We start from the raw sequence: 15,007 nt of genomic DNA, 5'->3' as shown, positions 1-15,007 counted from the left end.
GTCGGGAAAAAAAGTACGAATGGGATCGGGCGCGGTCTGGAAGCAAAAAGGGCCCTATATTTTATGCCCCCCCCTCCTCAGCCTCGATCTGACGCCTCCTCGGCCTGCTTGACCGAGTCATGGCAGGGCTTGCACAGGGTCTGCCAGTTGGATCGATCCCAGAACAGCTCCATGTCGCCGCGATGCGCGACTTTGTGGTCGACGACGGATCCAGCAGCGACTCGACCAGCCCGCTCGCAGTAGACACAGAGAGGATGGTCAAGCAGCCAAACCTCGCGGGCCTTCTGCCACTTGTACCCATAGCCACGCTGGGCTGAAGTTTCCTTCGTGGCTCGCCATGAGTTCGTGTTGATGGATGCCAGTCGGTCAGCCTGGGTCTGAACCCTGCTTCCTAACGTCTTCAGCCTTCCCATCAGGTAGCGCTCCAGCATTCGGCTTCGGTGAGATCAACGAGGCAGCCCGCTCTCGGGCGATGCTGAACCATTTAGCTGCTCGCGCTCGGCGGGCAGCGCATCCAGAGCAGGCCATCAGCTTTCAACCTTCCGAGCTGCTGCTCGATCGTAGTAACCGCGCACCTTCTCGACGCCGAGGAAACCAACTGCGCCACCGGCGAACGTGGCCATGCTTTGCGGTAAGCCCATCCATTCAAGGAGTGGCACCAACGACAGCGTGACCAGGCCGCATAGCGCACCTTCCAGGAACATCTGACGGCGCGTGCCGCCGCCATACATCACTCGTAGGACGGCAACACAGACAGACAGGCCAGCGGCGTAGAGCTGGGGTTGATGCATGACCAGCCAGGCAATCATTGCGGCCCACAGTCCGGGATCCTTCTCAGGCATGTTTGGCATCTCGATTCCTCCCTTTGGGGGAGTGCATTAGGTTCGGCTCCAGCAGCACTCCCAGCTCGGAGCAATGGATGTGGTGGAACCGAAAACGAAAAAGCCCCGGCGAATGCCGAGGCTTGAATTGGGGTACTACCAGCTTTAGTAAGCTGGCGAATCTAGTTCATTGAGTCGCTTTACTCGCCTTTTCTAAGGCGCTTTGGTACATCGCATTGAACAGAGGAGTCATGTCCTCACGAGTGATTTCGAACTCCTCGAAATCGTTAAGCCAAACTTTGTAACCCTTGCCTACCTGCTCAAGCTGAAGATGATAGGTTATCGAGCCCTGTGTCTGTGGTTTTGGTTCAGGGTCATATGTAAAACGGATGTCGAATTGAATCCGTTCAGTGGATGCACGAGGGAACTCCTTTTTTGCAACCCCTCTGAAATACCCATTTTGATCAAGCTGCCCAATCGCTACGTGTGGCGCGTCGCTGCCATTGATCATTATCGGATGACCGGCAGGTGCTCCAAGATAATCCGAAAAGTTCTTCCGCAACTCCGAGGCGACATCTCGCAAATCTTTGAGCTTCTCAGCATCAGTTTCAAGAGCTTGCTTGAACGCATTCGCAACTTCCAAAAACTTTGACATTCCAGGCACTCCTTTAGTCGGAGTGGCAGAGTGCCATAACGATAAATCCAATCCAACAAAAAGCCCGACGTAATGGCCGGGCTTTGTCTGTTGTGTCGCGCTTGAAAAGCTGAACACGGTGCCATGAAAACAGGTGTTTATCCGGCAGGAAAGAACTTTTTACGCCGCAAGGCGGATTTCTTCCACGGCGCAATCAATCCACGCAACGCCGGCTTTGATCACTTCCCTGGCTGAACGCTCGGACATTCTCGCCGACTCACCAACCCGAACCATCGTCCACTTCGCACCGAAGTACAGCCAGATGAAATTACCCATCTGCTCGTCACGCTGGGCCAGCTTGGCTACCGCGCGATCCACCACCAGGGCAACGTCGTCCGTGACACAGTAGTTTTTCACGCCTCCTTCGGTGACGTTGTTGTCGCGGATCAGCGCATACAGCGGAGAAACGTACCGAGGCACCCCCATGCCGTCCATGCGCCACCACCCCCATTGCTCCAGCAGGTACTCGGTGTCGCCCAGCGGCTTATCTGCGTACGTTCGTTTTTTCATGCCGCTTTCCTCGGGTTTGGCTCATCTATGCCGAACAGCTCCCGCAGCAGCTTGTCAGCGATCTTGTTTTTTGCATTGCCTTCAATGATCCAGCGCCGAGCGAATGCCTCAAAGCCCAGATCGGCGCGGGAGGCATGCCAGTCGGCAATGATGTCCATGAACGCCGCCGAACCGATCCGGCCATTGGTTTTTTCCAGCAGCAGGCGATTCCCCTGTTTCAGGAATTGGCACTCGACCTTCGTCAAGCTCTTGCGCGGCAGCGCCGCAGTTACGTTACTCATTGTGCGGCACTCCATATGTGCAATATTTCGTTGGGCATGGTGTCGGTGTGAGCTCGAATTGAAACCTCGCAGTTGGTTGTTTCGTCATTTGATGCGCGAGGCGTCTGCGCCGAGCCTTTAAGGGAGTTGGCAGAATTCTCAGATCTAAAGCCGGTCAACCGACGAAAAAGCTCCTTCATCTGGATCATGCCTTTCTCCCTGGGTACTGACTGGAAAACGATCGTCCCATTTCGACCTCCTCGTCTGATGGATGCGGGTTGCCCGCGAAGTTGACGAATCGGCCGAACTGCCCCTGCCGCTGAACCAAGCAAGACCCCGCTTCCGCCTGCCGCCCCTTGTCCAGAATCAGCTCAGTGACACCTTGCTGACCCATTTCGGAATCTCGGTCGTAATGCACGAGGATCACCGCATCTGCATCCTGCTCAATCTGGCCGCTCTCCTTGAGGTCACTGGCCTGCGGCTTTTTGCCGGGGCGATTTGCCGGGCCACGGTTCAACTGGGCGAGGACCAGCACCGGGATGCCGAGCTCTCGGCTGAGATTCATGATTCCGATCGATACCTTCGCAACGGCATCCGCGCGGTTCTGCGACTTGCTGTCAGTGCCAACGATCTGCACGTAGTCGATCATCAGGATATCTAGCCCGACCTCCTGCCGAAGCTTCAATGCCTCGGCGCGGATCGCAGGCATCGTCAGGCCGGGCGTATCCAGCAGGTAGAGCTCGGCCTCCTTGATCTTCCCTGCTGCTACGCCGATCCGGCTCCACTCCTCCTGATCCAGGCACTTGACCTCGTCCATCCTGCGCAGATCTACGCCACCCAGGTTGGCAATGGTGCGAATCGTCAATTGCTCGCCTGGCATCTCAAGGCTGACCACCAGGCCAACACCCCGACCGCGAGTAGCGACGTGGTTCATGATCTGCAGGCCGAGCATCGTCTTGCCGCTGCCTGGGCGTCCGCCAATCACCACCATGGACTTCTGGCGAAGGAAGCCAATCAGCTTGTCCAGATCCGCCAGGCCTGTGGAGAGCTTCGGTGGCGCTCTGTCATTGAGCACGTCATCCATGTGATCCAGTACCGTCGGAAGCACCTCGCTCATCCGCTTGTAGCCAGCCTTGCCCGATGCTTTGAGGTCTCGTAGGTCGGCCAGCGCAAGATCGCACTGATCAAGGATTTCATCTGCTGGTAGGTCGTCGTAGACGCCGGTGTCGACGATTCGCCCGAGATCACGAAACTGCCGGACAAGCGCCCACTTCCTGACTACCTGAGCGTAGGTTTTCCAGTTGGCTGCCGATGGCACGTTGCGGCAAAGGTTGACGGTGTATTCCAGCGTGGTCGTGCCGCTGGGCAGATAACGCTGGATAGAACCCAATGTCACCGCGTCGACTGGCATGCTTTGCGCGTGACAGTCGCAAATAACATCGAACAGTGCCGCATTGTCCTGGTGCCAGAAATCACTCGACTTCATCTGCGAAATGATCTCACCCAGCATTCCAGGATTTTTGTTAAGCGAGGCGATCATGATCGCGCCCAGAACGCCCTGCTCGGATTCTGGGCGGTAGTACTTTTCCTCTTGGTTCATGTGCGCCCCCGGGCTGATTCCCATGTGAAGCCGACCAGCAGCGACTTGTTCTCGCGCAGCCGATCAAGCGCCCGCTCACCGATGAACTGGCCCAGGGTATTGGCCGGCAGGTTGGACACCATCACGGTCGGGCGCACCAGTTGATACCGACGATCAATGATTTCATGCAGCAGGCCCAGCTCGTACTCGCTGCCCTTCTGTGCGCCGACCTCATCGATCACCAGCAAGTCAAAGCTCGCCAGTTCATCGAGCACTTCGCCCTCCGTGTAACCGGCATTGCGGTCCATCGAGCGCTTGAACACGCGGATAACCTCGGCGGCGGTGGTGATCACTGCCACAGCCCGGTGCTGACGAATGACGTGCTGGACGATGCTACTGGCTAGGTGCGTCTTGCCGTTGCCGACGTTGCCGCACAGCAGCAGGTTGCGACCATCCCTGTAGTGGTCGCCGAAGTTGTCAGCGTAGGCCTGACAGGTTTCCAGCGCCTGAGTCATGGCGTCGGTGGTGGCGCGGAAGGTCGCGAACGTTCGATCGGCAAATCGAGGGGTGATTCCAGAGCCCACGAGCGCGCTATTGACGCTTTCAGCCTTCAGGTTGTCCAGCGCCCGGGAATGCTCGTCGCTGCCCCTTAGCGCTACTCGAAGGCCATGGAACTGGCATTTCTTGCACGGGCGCACTGCCATCGTCCCTTCAAACTGCTCGACCTCGGATCGATCAATCGAGCCATGCACCGAGCACTCACCGGCGAACGTGCGCTGATCAGGCTGGCGGCGGAAATTAAAACGCTGGGCCATTCTCGCCTCCTTGGTACATGTCAGGTGTGTGGATTGGCAGGTTGGTAAACGCCGAGGATTTCCCGGGCGCCGGCTTGAGTTCGTCATGCCAGCGCTCGCCGTTGAGCCAGGTGGCAGCGTTCGGGATGTACCGCCCGCCGTCTTTCGTCCAATCCTCGGAAATGTAGTGGCTACCCAAAGCAGTGATCAGGGTCTGGCGCAGTTCCTCGTTCGGTTTCAACTTCGCCCATGCCTTAGCAGCGTCCTTGCGAGACTTCTTTTTCGGATACAACTTCCAAAACTGGTCGAAGCCTTCCATCGAGTCAGTGCCCATAGATTTAGGTTCATTGACTGGTTCATAAGAGTGACTGGTTCTGGTGCTTTCTGGGCCTACACACCCTGTAGGCTGTGGGCCTACACCTGTGCTTTCTGGGCCTACAGGGGTGCTGTTTCGGCCTACACCCCAAAGCGTCAGGAAATACAGATTTGTGGAGTTGCCTTTCGGGCCTTCCCGGTTCTCGATACGCAGCAGCCCCTGAGCCTCAAGCTGCTTGATGTGCTTGCGCACCGTGCTACGGTCGATCTCGCACTGGTCAGCGATGTGCTGGTAAGACGGCCAGCACTCACCGATATCGCTGGCGTTGTCTGCCAACTTGATCAGCACCAGCTTGCGCAGCGGGTTTCCCACCTTGGTTCCCAAAGCCTTGACCATCAAATTCATGCTCATGGTCAGATCTCCAACTCGGAACAGACGCGACGAATGAACGCGTCATACCCTTCAGCCATCACCAGCCCCTGATCCTCAAGCGCTTGGCGATAGGCCTTGGCGCTGCCGTACAGAACCCAGCGATCACGCTCTGGCAGTCCTTTAAACGCGGCGTAACTCGGCCAGGGCCCGGCGATCACCGGGACCGGACCTTGCTCGGCGGACGAGATGTGCGGGAGACGGCTCATTGCACTGTCTCCCAAGCTGGCAGTTGAGGCGTTTCAGGTTCCAGCACCAAAACTTCAAGCTGCCTTTGCTGAACGGCTTTCCGGAGATCGTCTGGGTTCATGCCTGTCAGTCGGCGAACCAGGACGCGTAGCGCCATCGCGGCGCGCGCCGCCTCAAACTTGGCGTCCTGCATGCAGTTTTCGATTCCCTCTTCGTCGAAAAGAATTTCCTGCATCAGGTCGGCACCGGTCCATGCCTTGTACGCGAGCTGGTCATTGGTGAACCTCTCCATGTACGCCTCGTCGATCACGGTAGGCTCCGTGATCGAATTCGCTGTTTTCTCACTCATGCGGATTTCCTCTGGCGCAGCTTGAACCGGCCTTGCTGAATATCGGGGTGGATAGCTCGCTCGGCGGTCTCGAAGGTGCATTCCGCCGCGAACCGGTCGAAGCGGCGAGTGATGTCAGCCGTTGGCCAGATCGGGTAAGGCTGGGCGCCGTCATCGGCGTGCGGGCTGCGAACCATGGCGAACGGCAGCGGCGCGCCGGGAACATCGCGCATCACGGCATTGATCACCCAATGCGGAAGGCCGTGGCGCAGATTGATACGCTCGCGGATCGTGGTCATCGACTCAAAACCGGCCGGCCTTGAGTCGAGGTAACGGACCTGCTCGACCTGGGCCACACGGTTTTCGATACCCGCCACGACCTGCTCGGTCTGATCCTGGCGGCGCTCCATGTCCACCAGCAGCTGGGCGTTGGCGAGCAATTGCTCGGCTGGGCTCAGTTTTCGTTGGTAACCACCGGTCTTGCGGATGCTCGGCAGCACTTCGCCCACCACCCATTCTTCGAAGGCCTCAGCCGCTGGCATCTTCGAACGCATGATCAGTCGGTAAACATCCCGCTCAGGCATGACTTTCGTCATCTGGTCGCCGCCTGCGGAAGGGATGAGGATTTCCCTCACCCCCTTGCAATGAGTGCGGACCGCCTCATGGGGGTTCGAATACTCGAGCAGATCGGCGACGTCCTTGGCGACAAACCATGGCTCGCCCTGGTCGTCGGTGATCACCCGGATCTCGGCACCGCTGAAGTTGAAAGGGGTCAGGTTCATTTGGCACCTCCCCCAGCGCTCTCAGACTTGGCAATCAGCCTGGCAAACTCGTCACCACGGATCATCAACTCCGTGCCGATCAGACGAAGGCCAGCAGCCAGGCCGCCGACGACATAGCCGTCGAGCGCTTGCTCGCAGAGTTCAGGATCGTTAGCGCCCACGGTGCCGATGAACTTCGCCAGCGCATCGACGAAGTAACCGGCCTGACTCATTGCCTCGGCCTCGATCTTGAGTCGTTCGACAGGAATCGAGGTCATGGCTGCACCTCCGCAGATGTACGCGACACGTTTTCAGCATTGGCGTTTTGTGTCGCGGCCTCGGCGGAAGCGGCCTTGAAAACGTCGATTGCGTCATCAACACCGCTGAAGTTCGTGTCATCCAGAAAATTGATCAAGCCCAACAGGCGCTCTGTGTCACGCCCTTTGGCATGCTTCATGTCATGGGCAACAGCTCGGCCCAGAGCGCAGAGCCATTCGAGGTTTTCCCGGGCGACTGTCAATTGAAACTCAGCCTCATCAGCCAGGCTTTTGATGGTTGAAGGTAGGGTTTTCATTCTTCACTGCTCCCCTGAAGGCCGCGCTTGGCAGATCGGACGAGGGCTGCAGATGCGTCACTGAGGAAACGCAGCGCGCGGATCTCCGAGCAGTACGCGGTTTCGCCGTAGTTGATGGCCATGTCCAGCCGAGAGCAGAGCTGTGAAACTCCATCGACCAGATCGGCCGCAATATCAAGCGCCTCGATTGCGCTGCCACCAGGCAGAACAGCAAAGACGTCCTGATATTCAGGGCCAAACGAGACCGGAACCAATCTGGCCTGTTGCGCTGGATGTTTGGCAGTGCTATTTTCTGGGTGCGTCATATCGTTCTCCAGAACGAAGAAGTACAGATCACTCGCTGCGAACGAGTGGTTTAAGAAGCCCGCCTGCGAAGCGGGCTTTTTTGTGCCTGGCGTTTAGGTTTCCCCATCATCCACGACACAAAATTAATGCAACCCCCTCCCCTGAGAGGGCCGCTACCTACCCGGGACGGGCTGGCGGAATAGTTGTTCGAGCGCGCATATCACATCTCCAAAAACTGCAACTCATACCTATCAGTGCGAAGGCCAAGGGGCGCTATAACGATTAAATTTTTCCGAAAACGCCAACCTGTCGCCTTTCTGTAATAAATCGTCGCATTTTCAGGAAATCCGCGCATGCGCGGAATTTTCAGAGGGCTCCCCATCTAATTGGTACTGGCGAGTGCTCCTTTTTTCATTTGGCAGGCAAAAGCCAACCCTAGGAAGGCGCTGACCAGGCCCTAAAGGGGTCCTTCCTTTTGAATTGCAATCGGGCAGTTCCGGAAGATACCCATCAGGCGAGGGCCTCAGGATGGGTGAGTTTTGGGGCGAACTTGGTACTGGATGGATTCACAGGTACATCTGAACCTGACGCTTCAGACCCTGTGGATTTATTATTTGCGTGTCGGTTGGGCGTGTGACGCCGCCGCTGACCCGGGAAGGGTTTTTCTTCGATGGCGGACAAATTGCCGTCGTTGGAAACGATCACAAAAATGGACCGCCCTTCACGGATAGCCTTACTCAAAGAGCCTTGACTCATACCCAGTTTTTCGGCTGTCCCGGCATGTCGCTTTGCTGCGTATTCAGCAAGAGGAATTCGTTGCACCGGAGTCACTCCACAATTTCGGTTCTATTTAAATAGTGCTGGCGGGATTTTTTAAAGTCAATGCTTGCGGCATTTGAATTTTAATGCCGCCGGACATATGGTCGGATTATGAAAAAGAAAGAGCTCGCCCCCGAAAGCAAAGAGGAATGTGCTGCGCTCAAGGCCATTTTCATGGAAAAGCGTAAAACGCTCGGCTTGACGCAAGAAAAAGCCGCCGCTGCGCTAGGGATGAACCAAGGTTCATTCAGCCATTACCTCAATGGCAGAAATCCTATAAACACCCCTTTCGCGGTCCAGGTGTCTCGGCTTCTTGGCGTGCCTGTTGAGAGCTTTTCCCCTCGAATCGCAAAACATATCGCGATGATGACTCGGTCGATCTCAGGCGAAGGGCTTGCAGACATGCATCAGGGAGAGCGCGATGAATCCACTTTGGAGCCGGCCGCCCAACGGTGGATAAAAGCAAAGAAGTATCCGCTGATATCGTGGACTGAAACCGGCAACCAGGTGCATCCGCTTAGAAACAAGAGGATGCAGCAAGGGGTGGAGTACCTACCATCCACCGAGGATGCCGGCGAGAATGGATACTGGCTCACCGTGGAGGGATCTTCCATGAGCCACAGTGGAAGTCCTAGTTTTCCAGCTGGAACTCGCATCTTGATCAAGCCGCAAGGCTTCGATTTGATCAGCGGCAAGTATTACATTGCTGAAAATAATGACGGGGAAAAGACCTTTAGGCAGTTCGTAAAGGAGGCAGGGACTTTTTACCTTGTTCCGCTCAACCCCTCGTATAAGCCGGTCGAAATCGGTGAGGAATGGCTAGCAATCGGTCGCGTCGTTGATGTAAAAATGGCAGGCCTGTAAAAAATAATCCCGCAGGGATTGACTTAAATAAATCCCGCTAGCACTATAGCTCCATCTTCTACGAGATTTGGAGCTTCACATCATGGAATTTGTCACTTGTGGTTTATGGCGCGGCCTCCTTGGTCATGGCCTTGCTGAGCGCGAGCTGTTCTGCCTGCTATCGGTAGCTGCAGGTCACACTGATAAAGAAATTGCCCGCAAGGACGGCCTCTCACCTCGATCAATCAAAGGTCGCATTGAGTCAGCAATGCACAAGCTGGGTGTCTATAGGCGTCCAGCATTGGTCGCTGAGGCTATGCGCCGCGGCCTGATTTCCATAGCAATTCCATTCCCCGCATACCCAGATCCAAATCACCATCAAGAACAGACCTCCACAAATAGCGTCTTCATCGCGTGATCAGCGGCGTGCGCCTGTGCGCGGGCGCAGTCCGGTGATCAGCGAGGCCTGACCCAATCCTGAAACGATTTTCGCGAAAGCCAACAACGCGGCCGGGATTCGCTCGGCCTGGAGATCCGCATGAGCACCAAGCAATTTGATTCAAGGACAGCCGACAAGTTTGTCGCACGCCTGCCTGACGGCCTGCGCGCCGAGATCGAGGCAATTGCCAATGGCAGCGACCGGAGCATGAACGCGGTATTTGTTCAGGCGGTTCGACAGTACACAGACGGCCAGAAGCTTCAGCAGTTGTTGCTCGACTCCTTGGCGAATTCTGTCGCTTTAGCGTCGGCAGTCACCGACACGATGCATATCGACGACCGCGTGCGAATGGCGGCAAACGCTCGGCGTTATGAGTGGCTGCGCGATCGGCAGATCATTGAGGACCCAGATACTGACCTGCTGGTAACGGCTGGCGACACTTACTTCACCGGCGCCGAACTGGACAAGTACGTTGATGATGCAATACGCGCCGAGTCCTTAGAGGCTTCCCCATGCGAGCACTGATCATTACCGCTCTGTTGCTGATCGCCGGACAAGCCAGCGCCGAGCGCTTGCCATACGGCGTCAGTGTCTTTCACGACACTGAACGCGGCGCTACCTGCTGGATTTACTCGAACATCAATCAAGGTGGCATCAGCTGCCTGCCGGACAGTTCGCTCCCACAGGTAAATGTGACGCCCAGTCACAATAAGAACGCGCCAACACCAGCCAATGCGTCGGACGCGCCCCCACAGATCGAGATGTTCCAGTTATGAGCACTTTCTCCCAAGGAACGCATCTGCACCTGCAGCGCGATCTGGAAAAGCTTGGTGAGCGGCTGATCAGGTTCGGTCAGGCACTCAAGAGCCCAGACACAACCGTCGGCCAGTTGAGCAAGCTCGCTGGTTCCTGCGGTATCAAGTTGAAGCTGCGCGCCGTGGCGGATTCGGAGGAGCGCGAGGATGAGTAGAACCCAAGCAGTCTCCCCCGCAGTCCTGCCCGCCATTGGCCAGCCGTTCGCTGGCGGCTTCTTGGCTGGGCGTCTGTTCTTTGATGGCGTCGAGCACGCGCTCATCGACGCCGGCCGCGAGTTCGAGCAGCCAGCGCAGTGGTGGGACCGTTATGGGCCGCGCCTGAATGTTCGAGGCAGCAAGTCCTATCACGACGGGCTGGCCAACACCCGGGCGATGGCCGAGGCCGGGAGCGCGATCGCGCAGAAGGTGCTGGCCATGACTATCCGTGGTCACCGGGGCTGGCACATTCCCGCCATCGAGGAGTTGCAGGTGATGCGCGCCAACCTGCTGCAGCTTGAGCCGTGGGGAAAGCACTGGCCTGTTGATGGCGCTGGCGGGCCTGCTCAGGCATTCGCACTGCGCGAATACTGGTCAAGCACTCAGAAGTCATCCGCCGGAAGCGCCTGGTGCCTTCACATGCTGCCCTGGTGTACGCCGGACACGAACTGGACGAGCAAGGAAAAGGCAGTTCGCCCGGTGCGCACACTTCCGATCAAGGCTGATGCATTCGTTCACGAACCGTCGAGCGATGCACCGCTGACCGAAGCGGATCTGCGGGGGCTTTTCAACTCGGCGGCGGTGGCCAGCGTGATCGAGCGCTTCGTGAACGAGGACGCTGGCAAGTTCTACGGACGCACCGATGCGCTGGTGGCAGAGCTGGCAGCAATTGCAGGAGGTCGCCCATGACGAGATGGGGCTGGGATCAAAACGAGGACGCGACACAAAACGCTACTGCGGAAAACGTGTCGCGACACGATGGGGGTGGCTATGTTTCTGACACCTGAGGAAGTTGCAGATCTGACCGGCTACAAGCGCCCTGCAGCACAGATCCGGTGGCTCACGGCAGAAAGATATGGATTTGCTGTTGGTGGGGATGGGCATCCGAAAGTCCTGCGCCAGGTTGTCATTGGCAGGATGGGTGGAGTTCAATCAAGGAAGGAGCCGGAACTTCGGCTGGGGTGAGGTGAGTACAAATGCGTCCTCGCAAGAAAGACCGGCACCTGCCGGCGTGCATGTACGAGAAGCATGGCGCCTACTACCTGGTGCGCAAAGGCAAATGGAAGCGGTTGGGCTCGGACTTTCAAGCCTCGCTCGCAGAGTACGCCAAGCTGCTCGACAAGGGCAGCCAGGGCGGAATGCCAAAGCTGATTGATGACGCGCTCGAGCACATGCGCAATCGAGTCAAGCCAAAGCTCAAGCCGAACACCCTCACGCAGTACGAGGCCGCGTGTGAACAACTCAAGGAGACGTTCGCCGACTTTGAGCCGAGAGAAGTTATGCAGCGGCATGTTGTCGCCCTGAAAATGCACGGCGCCAGCACGCCCAATATGTCAAACCGAGTGATCTCGGTTCTGCGAGCCGTATTCAATTATGCCCTCGAAAAACAGCTGGTCGATTCAAACCCGTGCATTGGCGTGAAGCGCCACCCTGAACATAAAAGAGATCGCTATATCACTCATACCGAGTTCGAGGCGATCTGCGCAAACTCTAGCGACAACATGCGCGTGATTTATGAGATGTGCTACCTGACCGGGCAACGTATTGGGGACGTTCTGGCGATCCGTTTGAGTGACATTAGCGCCGATGGGATCGCTTTTACGCAAGAGAAAACAGGCGCGAGACTGCTGGTGCAGATGACGCCAGATTTGGAGGCATTGATCGCGCAGATTAAGGCGCTGCCACGGAAGATCCGCGGACTCACCCTTTTCTGCTCACCCCGCGGCGGCAAGCCGGTACATTACAGTTCGGTCAAAGATGCGTTCGCCATCAGTTGCAGGAAAGCCGGAGTTGAAGACGCAAGCCTTCATGATCTGCGAGCCAAGTCGCTTTCCGACACCGATGATCAGGGCAACGATGCTCAGAAACTAGGCGGGCACACCGACGCAAAGATGACACAGCGCTATCTGCGCCTGCGCAAATTGAACATCGGACTACCTCCAACAATGCCAAGAAAATCAGAAAAATAGAACTCGGCTACCATTTACGAAGGGGCCTTGACAGGCGGAGCGTCCTTATACTTTTCAAGAAAGTTCGGATTCGTCTTTGGGGGAGGCGCGATAAGGCCAGGTGCCAAATGACACTGTTCGCCATAAACACAGGTGCCTACCGGTCGCGCCAAATATTTATGGCAAAACTGATAGATAGCGAGAGATAAAAGAATGACAATTAACGCGAGCACCCCACCTTTAAACGCCCGAACATAATCATTAAGTAGAAGCACTACTCCTTTAAATTTAGACCACGCCCCATGCCGGGAGAAATACTCAGCATCACAACAAACTTCAATATTTTCAACAATATCCGAAACCGCTTCCCTTATCTTATAGGGAGTATCCGCATTAAAGAATGCCTTATGATGAATTTCAATATCCCTCAAAATTGCGAGCCGCGATCCATCAAAGATATTCTTACCCACATGATAATTAAGCTGTGCAATTCTTACCTCTATCTGTGAAATCATTCCAGAATAGGTTGTCTCGGTATTGCCAGAAGAAAAATTATCTTTCTTTATTTCCGATTCTACCCAACCAGCCAGCGCCTCCAGCTTGTCGATAATCTTATCCTTTCGCTTTAGCGACTCCGCTCTATGATTTGAGCGATGCTGTAAGAAAACGGTAAAAGACCACCCGAAAACCAAGGCCATCATTTGGGCCGGTACATTATCAAAATTCATTCACACGCCTTCCTGGCAGCTTCAAGCCTTTCCTCTATAAGTGTCTCAATGCTCTTTACTTGAGAATGACTATATGTCAATCGCTCTTTAAGATCTGCCCACTTAAATCCTTCTTCCCGAATAAGGCCGCCAAAAGCCTCATCGAGAAAAGAGCGGCCATACCTATTATAACCATCCAAAATGACGTGTACTTTGTCATATTCCCTTAAAGCAGGCGCCAATTTTTCTTGTCGAAATGTCTGGCCACAGTCCCCCTCGTTCGGGTAGCGCCCATAAGGTTTTTTGCTGAAATCTTTAACTACGTTAATAGTAAACATAATTATGGCAACTCAATATTCCACTGAACCAGCGTTCCAGGAAACGACATAGGCAACGAGTATATTTCAGGCTTTTTAATTACCTGATCAAATCTATACACACCATTATTACTAAACACCCACAAAAGCCCTCCAGACGTCTCCTCAACCAATGCTAGAATACTCTTGCTTCCTTGACCACGCTTTTCTTTTTTTGTACCTGAAACGTCCCCTTTCATGGACATTCCGATCAGCTCATGATCACTGATACGCGCGGGTATTAGCCTTGTAAGGAGATGAGTTTCCTTCCCTGGGTTTTCGGCCATCATCTCTTGAAACGCCTGCGGGTATGTAAACTTAAACGCCTCCATAAACCACCGTCTTTCCACAACGGTCTTTGGGATCCCAACGCCGGTATCATATATAGCCAAGTAAAGCTTCTTACCCATCGTATGGCAAATTAACCACCATTTCTTTTCTTCATCGTTGCTTTGAGGATACGCATGCGATCCAACATTATTTATTGTTTCAGAAACTGCATCACCATATTTATGCTCAACCTTTGCACTCATATCCGTGTAGATTCGATTCTGTATAAAATCAACGACATTATCGCTCATCTCGCCGCCCACGCTTGAGACGATAGGCATGTGACTCACACTATCGAGTGCGTAAGATATTTTATGACCTCTAATCAACCTAGATAAATTACTAAGCCTTAATTGCCTATTAACCCTTTCCGACTTAGACCAAATTATTTCAGCTTTACCTTTTCGACCAATACCAGCCTGCTCAATCGCCGCATAAACAACAATAATCGCAGCCGCCGTAACTGTCACCGTCTCACTAAAATCAACAAAGCAATTTTTATTTTTGAAATCCTTTTTTATATCAGTAAGAAAACGCATGGTGCGCTTGAATGCATCCGAGCGTTCGGCATTAAAATCATAGATAGATATTATGGGAGGCGCATATATCTTGATTCGACGATCTTTACTATGACCGCGACTGCCCTGAGAATTACTGACATTTCCATATACGCGAAACTTACGCGCCTGCTCATTCATCCACCTAGCGATCCCAGCACGATGGCGAGACCTATCTTTATCTATACCTAACTTTTTCAACGCCTACTCTCCCTCGCAGTAGCAGCCATCATGGCAATTTTTGCTTGCTAATAGCATCACTCAAGATCTAGGTCAATACAGCCTTATTGATAGCAGGTTCTAGCTTACCCCTACCGTTCGCCAACGGGCAGGCTAGAGTCAAAAAAGACAGATTTAGAGAGTTGCTAGACGGAAAGCCACCTCGCCCAGCCCAATAGAGAGCCAATCCTAATAAGGAAATAGTCTTAAAATCTCTGTAGTATTAGACAATTTGAAT

General features: G+C 54.7%; 26 protein-coding genes. 8 read left to right on the top strand and 18 right to left on the bottom strand.

Annotated features, from left to right (window positions below):
* Positions 1–77: 77 nt before the first annotated feature.
* From QLG12_RS15650 to QLG12_RS15580, 15 genes are all read right to left on the bottom strand, one after another.
* A complete protein-coding gene (locus tag QLG12_RS15650) occupies positions 78–413 on the bottom strand; it encodes an HNH endonuclease (RefSeq protein WP_282474967.1) in 336 nt (111 codons plus the stop codon).
* Positions 414–527: 114 nt separating this feature from the next.
* Positions 528–851 (bottom strand): phage holin, lambda family, encoded by a 324-nt coding sequence (locus QLG12_RS15645; RefSeq protein WP_282474855.1) that lies wholly within the window; start codon positions 849–851, stop codon positions 528–530.
* A gap of 157 nt (positions 852–1,008) precedes the next feature.
* Complete coding sequence (locus QLG12_RS15640) at positions 1,009–1,476, bottom strand: hypothetical protein (protein ID WP_282474854.1); 468 nt, start codon at positions 1,474–1,476, stop codon at positions 1,009–1,011.
* Between the two features lie 159 nt (positions 1,477–1,635).
* On the bottom strand, positions 1,636–2,025 hold the full coding sequence (locus tag QLG12_RS15635; RefSeq protein WP_201815812.1) for an antiterminator Q family protein: 390 nt from the start codon (positions 2,023–2,025) through the stop codon (positions 1,636–1,638).
* Complete coding sequence (locus QLG12_RS15630) at positions 2,022–2,306, bottom strand: hypothetical protein (protein ID WP_282474853.1); 285 nt, start codon at positions 2,304–2,306, stop codon at positions 2,022–2,024. Before QLG12_RS15630 ends, QLG12_RS15635 begins: the two co-directional genes overlap by 4 nt.
* Positions 2,307–2,490: 184 nt before the next feature.
* Positions 2,491–3,885 (bottom strand): DnaB-like helicase C-terminal domain-containing protein, encoded by a 1,395-nt coding sequence (locus tag QLG12_RS15625; protein WP_282474852.1) that lies wholly within the window; start codon positions 3,883–3,885, stop codon positions 2,491–2,493.
* Positions 3,882–4,679, bottom strand: a complete 798-nt coding sequence (locus tag QLG12_RS15620) for an ATP-binding protein (protein WP_282474851.1) — start codon at positions 4,677–4,679, stop codon at positions 3,882–3,884. The genes QLG12_RS15625 and QLG12_RS15620 overlap by 4 nt, the downstream gene beginning before the upstream one ends.
* Entirely contained in the window at positions 4,663–5,385 is a 723-nt protein-coding gene (locus tag QLG12_RS15615) for a helix-turn-helix domain-containing protein (RefSeq protein ID WP_282474850.1), read from the bottom strand. The genes QLG12_RS15620 and QLG12_RS15615 overlap by 17 nt, the downstream gene beginning before the upstream one ends.
* A 2-nt stretch (positions 5,386–5,387) precedes the next feature.
* A complete protein-coding gene (locus tag QLG12_RS15610) occupies positions 5,388–5,612 on the bottom strand; it encodes a hypothetical protein (protein WP_282474849.1) in 225 nt (74 codons plus the stop codon).
* A complete protein-coding gene (locus tag QLG12_RS15605) occupies positions 5,609–5,941 on the bottom strand; it encodes a hypothetical protein (RefSeq protein WP_282474848.1) in 333 nt (110 codons plus the stop codon). Before QLG12_RS15605 ends, QLG12_RS15610 begins: the two co-directional genes overlap by 4 nt.
* Entirely contained in the window at positions 5,938–6,702 is a 765-nt protein-coding gene (locus QLG12_RS15600) for a Bro-N domain-containing protein (RefSeq protein ID WP_282474847.1), read from the bottom strand. Before QLG12_RS15600 ends, QLG12_RS15605 begins: the two co-directional genes overlap by 4 nt.
* Positions 6,699–6,959, bottom strand: a complete 261-nt coding sequence (locus tag QLG12_RS15595) for a hypothetical protein (protein ID WP_282474846.1) — start codon at positions 6,957–6,959, stop codon at positions 6,699–6,701. Before QLG12_RS15595 ends, QLG12_RS15600 begins: the two co-directional genes overlap by 4 nt.
* A complete protein-coding gene (locus tag QLG12_RS15590; RefSeq protein WP_282474845.1) occupies positions 6,956–7,255 on the bottom strand; it encodes a hypothetical protein in 300 nt (99 codons plus the stop codon). The genes QLG12_RS15595 and QLG12_RS15590 overlap by 4 nt, the downstream gene beginning before the upstream one ends.
* Positions 7,252–7,560: a hypothetical protein gene (locus QLG12_RS15585; protein ID WP_282474844.1), complete on the bottom strand. Its 309-nt coding sequence runs from the start codon at positions 7,558–7,560 to the stop codon at positions 7,252–7,254. The genes QLG12_RS15590 and QLG12_RS15585 overlap by 4 nt, the downstream gene beginning before the upstream one ends.
* A gap of 490 nt (positions 7,561–8,050) precedes the next feature.
* On the bottom strand, positions 8,051–8,362 hold the full coding sequence (locus QLG12_RS15580) for a Cro/CI family transcriptional regulator (protein WP_282474843.1): 312 nt from the start codon (positions 8,360–8,362) through the stop codon (positions 8,051–8,053).
* Between the two features lie 108 nt (positions 8,363–8,470).
* On the opposite strand from QLG12_RS15580, the gene QLG12_RS15575 reads away from it, so the two are divergent.
* The 8 genes from QLG12_RS15575 to QLG12_RS15540 all read left to right on the top strand — a co-directional run bounded on the left by QLG12_RS15575 (position 8,471) and on the right by QLG12_RS15540 (position 12,621).
* Positions 8,471–9,223 carry a LexA family transcriptional regulator gene (locus QLG12_RS15575; RefSeq protein ID WP_282474842.1) on the top strand — a complete coding sequence of 251 codons (753 nt, stop codon included), beginning with the start codon at positions 8,471–8,473 and terminating at the stop codon, positions 9,221–9,223.
* Between the two features lie 82 nt (positions 9,224–9,305).
* Positions 9,306–9,620 carry a LuxR C-terminal-related transcriptional regulator gene (locus tag QLG12_RS15570; RefSeq protein ID WP_282474841.1) on the top strand — a complete coding sequence of 105 codons (315 nt, stop codon included), beginning with the start codon at positions 9,306–9,308 and terminating at the stop codon, positions 9,618–9,620.
* Between the two features lie 120 nt (positions 9,621–9,740).
* Complete coding sequence (locus QLG12_RS15565; RefSeq protein WP_282474840.1) at positions 9,741–10,166, top strand: Arc family DNA-binding protein; 426 nt, start codon at positions 9,741–9,743, stop codon at positions 10,164–10,166.
* Positions 10,154–10,417: a hypothetical protein gene (locus QLG12_RS15560; protein WP_282474839.1), complete on the top strand. Its 264-nt coding sequence runs from the start codon at positions 10,154–10,156 to the stop codon at positions 10,415–10,417. Before QLG12_RS15565 ends, QLG12_RS15560 begins: the two co-directional genes overlap by 13 nt.
* The gene (locus QLG12_RS15555; protein ID WP_282474838.1) at positions 10,414–10,611 is read left to right on the top strand and encodes a hypothetical protein; all 198 of its coding nucleotides are present in this window, start codon (positions 10,414–10,416) and stop codon (positions 10,609–10,611) included. Before QLG12_RS15560 ends, QLG12_RS15555 begins: the two co-directional genes overlap by 4 nt.
* Positions 10,604–11,341, top strand: coding sequence for a hypothetical protein (locus tag QLG12_RS15550; protein WP_282474837.1), 738 nt, complete (start codon positions 10,604–10,606; stop codon positions 11,339–11,341). The genes QLG12_RS15555 and QLG12_RS15550 overlap by 8 nt, the downstream gene beginning before the upstream one ends.
* A gap of 81 nt (positions 11,342–11,422) precedes the next feature.
* Positions 11,423–11,617, top strand: coding sequence for a DUF4224 domain-containing protein (locus QLG12_RS15545; RefSeq protein WP_123587084.1), 195 nt, complete (start codon positions 11,423–11,425; stop codon positions 11,615–11,617).
* Positions 11,618–11,628: 11 nt separating this feature from the next.
* Positions 11,629–12,621 (top strand): tyrosine-type recombinase/integrase, encoded by a 993-nt coding sequence (locus QLG12_RS15540; RefSeq protein ID WP_282474836.1) that lies wholly within the window; start codon positions 11,629–11,631, stop codon positions 12,619–12,621.
* 14 nt (positions 12,622–12,635) lie between these two features.
* On the opposite strand, the gene QLG12_RS15535 is transcribed toward QLG12_RS15540, so the two are convergent.
* Genes QLG12_RS15535 through QLG12_RS15525 form a run of 3 tightly spaced genes read right to left on the bottom strand, consistent with a single transcriptional unit; the run spans position 12,636 to position 14,751 of the window.
* Positions 12,636–13,328: a hypothetical protein gene (locus tag QLG12_RS15535; RefSeq protein ID WP_282474835.1), complete on the bottom strand. Its 693-nt coding sequence runs from the start codon at positions 13,326–13,328 to the stop codon at positions 12,636–12,638.
* The gene (locus tag QLG12_RS15530) at positions 13,325–13,645 is read right to left on the bottom strand and encodes an STAS-like domain-containing protein (RefSeq protein ID WP_282474834.1); all 321 of its coding nucleotides are present in this window, start codon (positions 13,643–13,645) and stop codon (positions 13,325–13,327) included. The genes QLG12_RS15535 and QLG12_RS15530 overlap by 4 nt, the downstream gene beginning before the upstream one ends.
* Before the next feature lie 2 nt (positions 13,646–13,647).
* Positions 13,648–14,751, bottom strand: coding sequence for a hypothetical protein (locus tag QLG12_RS15525; RefSeq protein WP_282474833.1), 1,104 nt, complete (start codon positions 14,749–14,751; stop codon positions 13,648–13,650).
* Positions 14,752–15,007 lie beyond the last annotated feature (256 nt).

It is taken from the genome of Pseudomonas sp. V88_4 (assembly GCF_029967985.1).
Classification (GTDB): domain Bacteria; phylum Pseudomonadota; class Gammaproteobacteria; order Pseudomonadales; family Pseudomonadaceae; genus Aquipseudomonas; species Aquipseudomonas glycinae.
The sequence above is the reverse complement of the archived record's forward strand: the minus strand, read 5'-3'. Positions and strand labels throughout refer to the sequence as shown.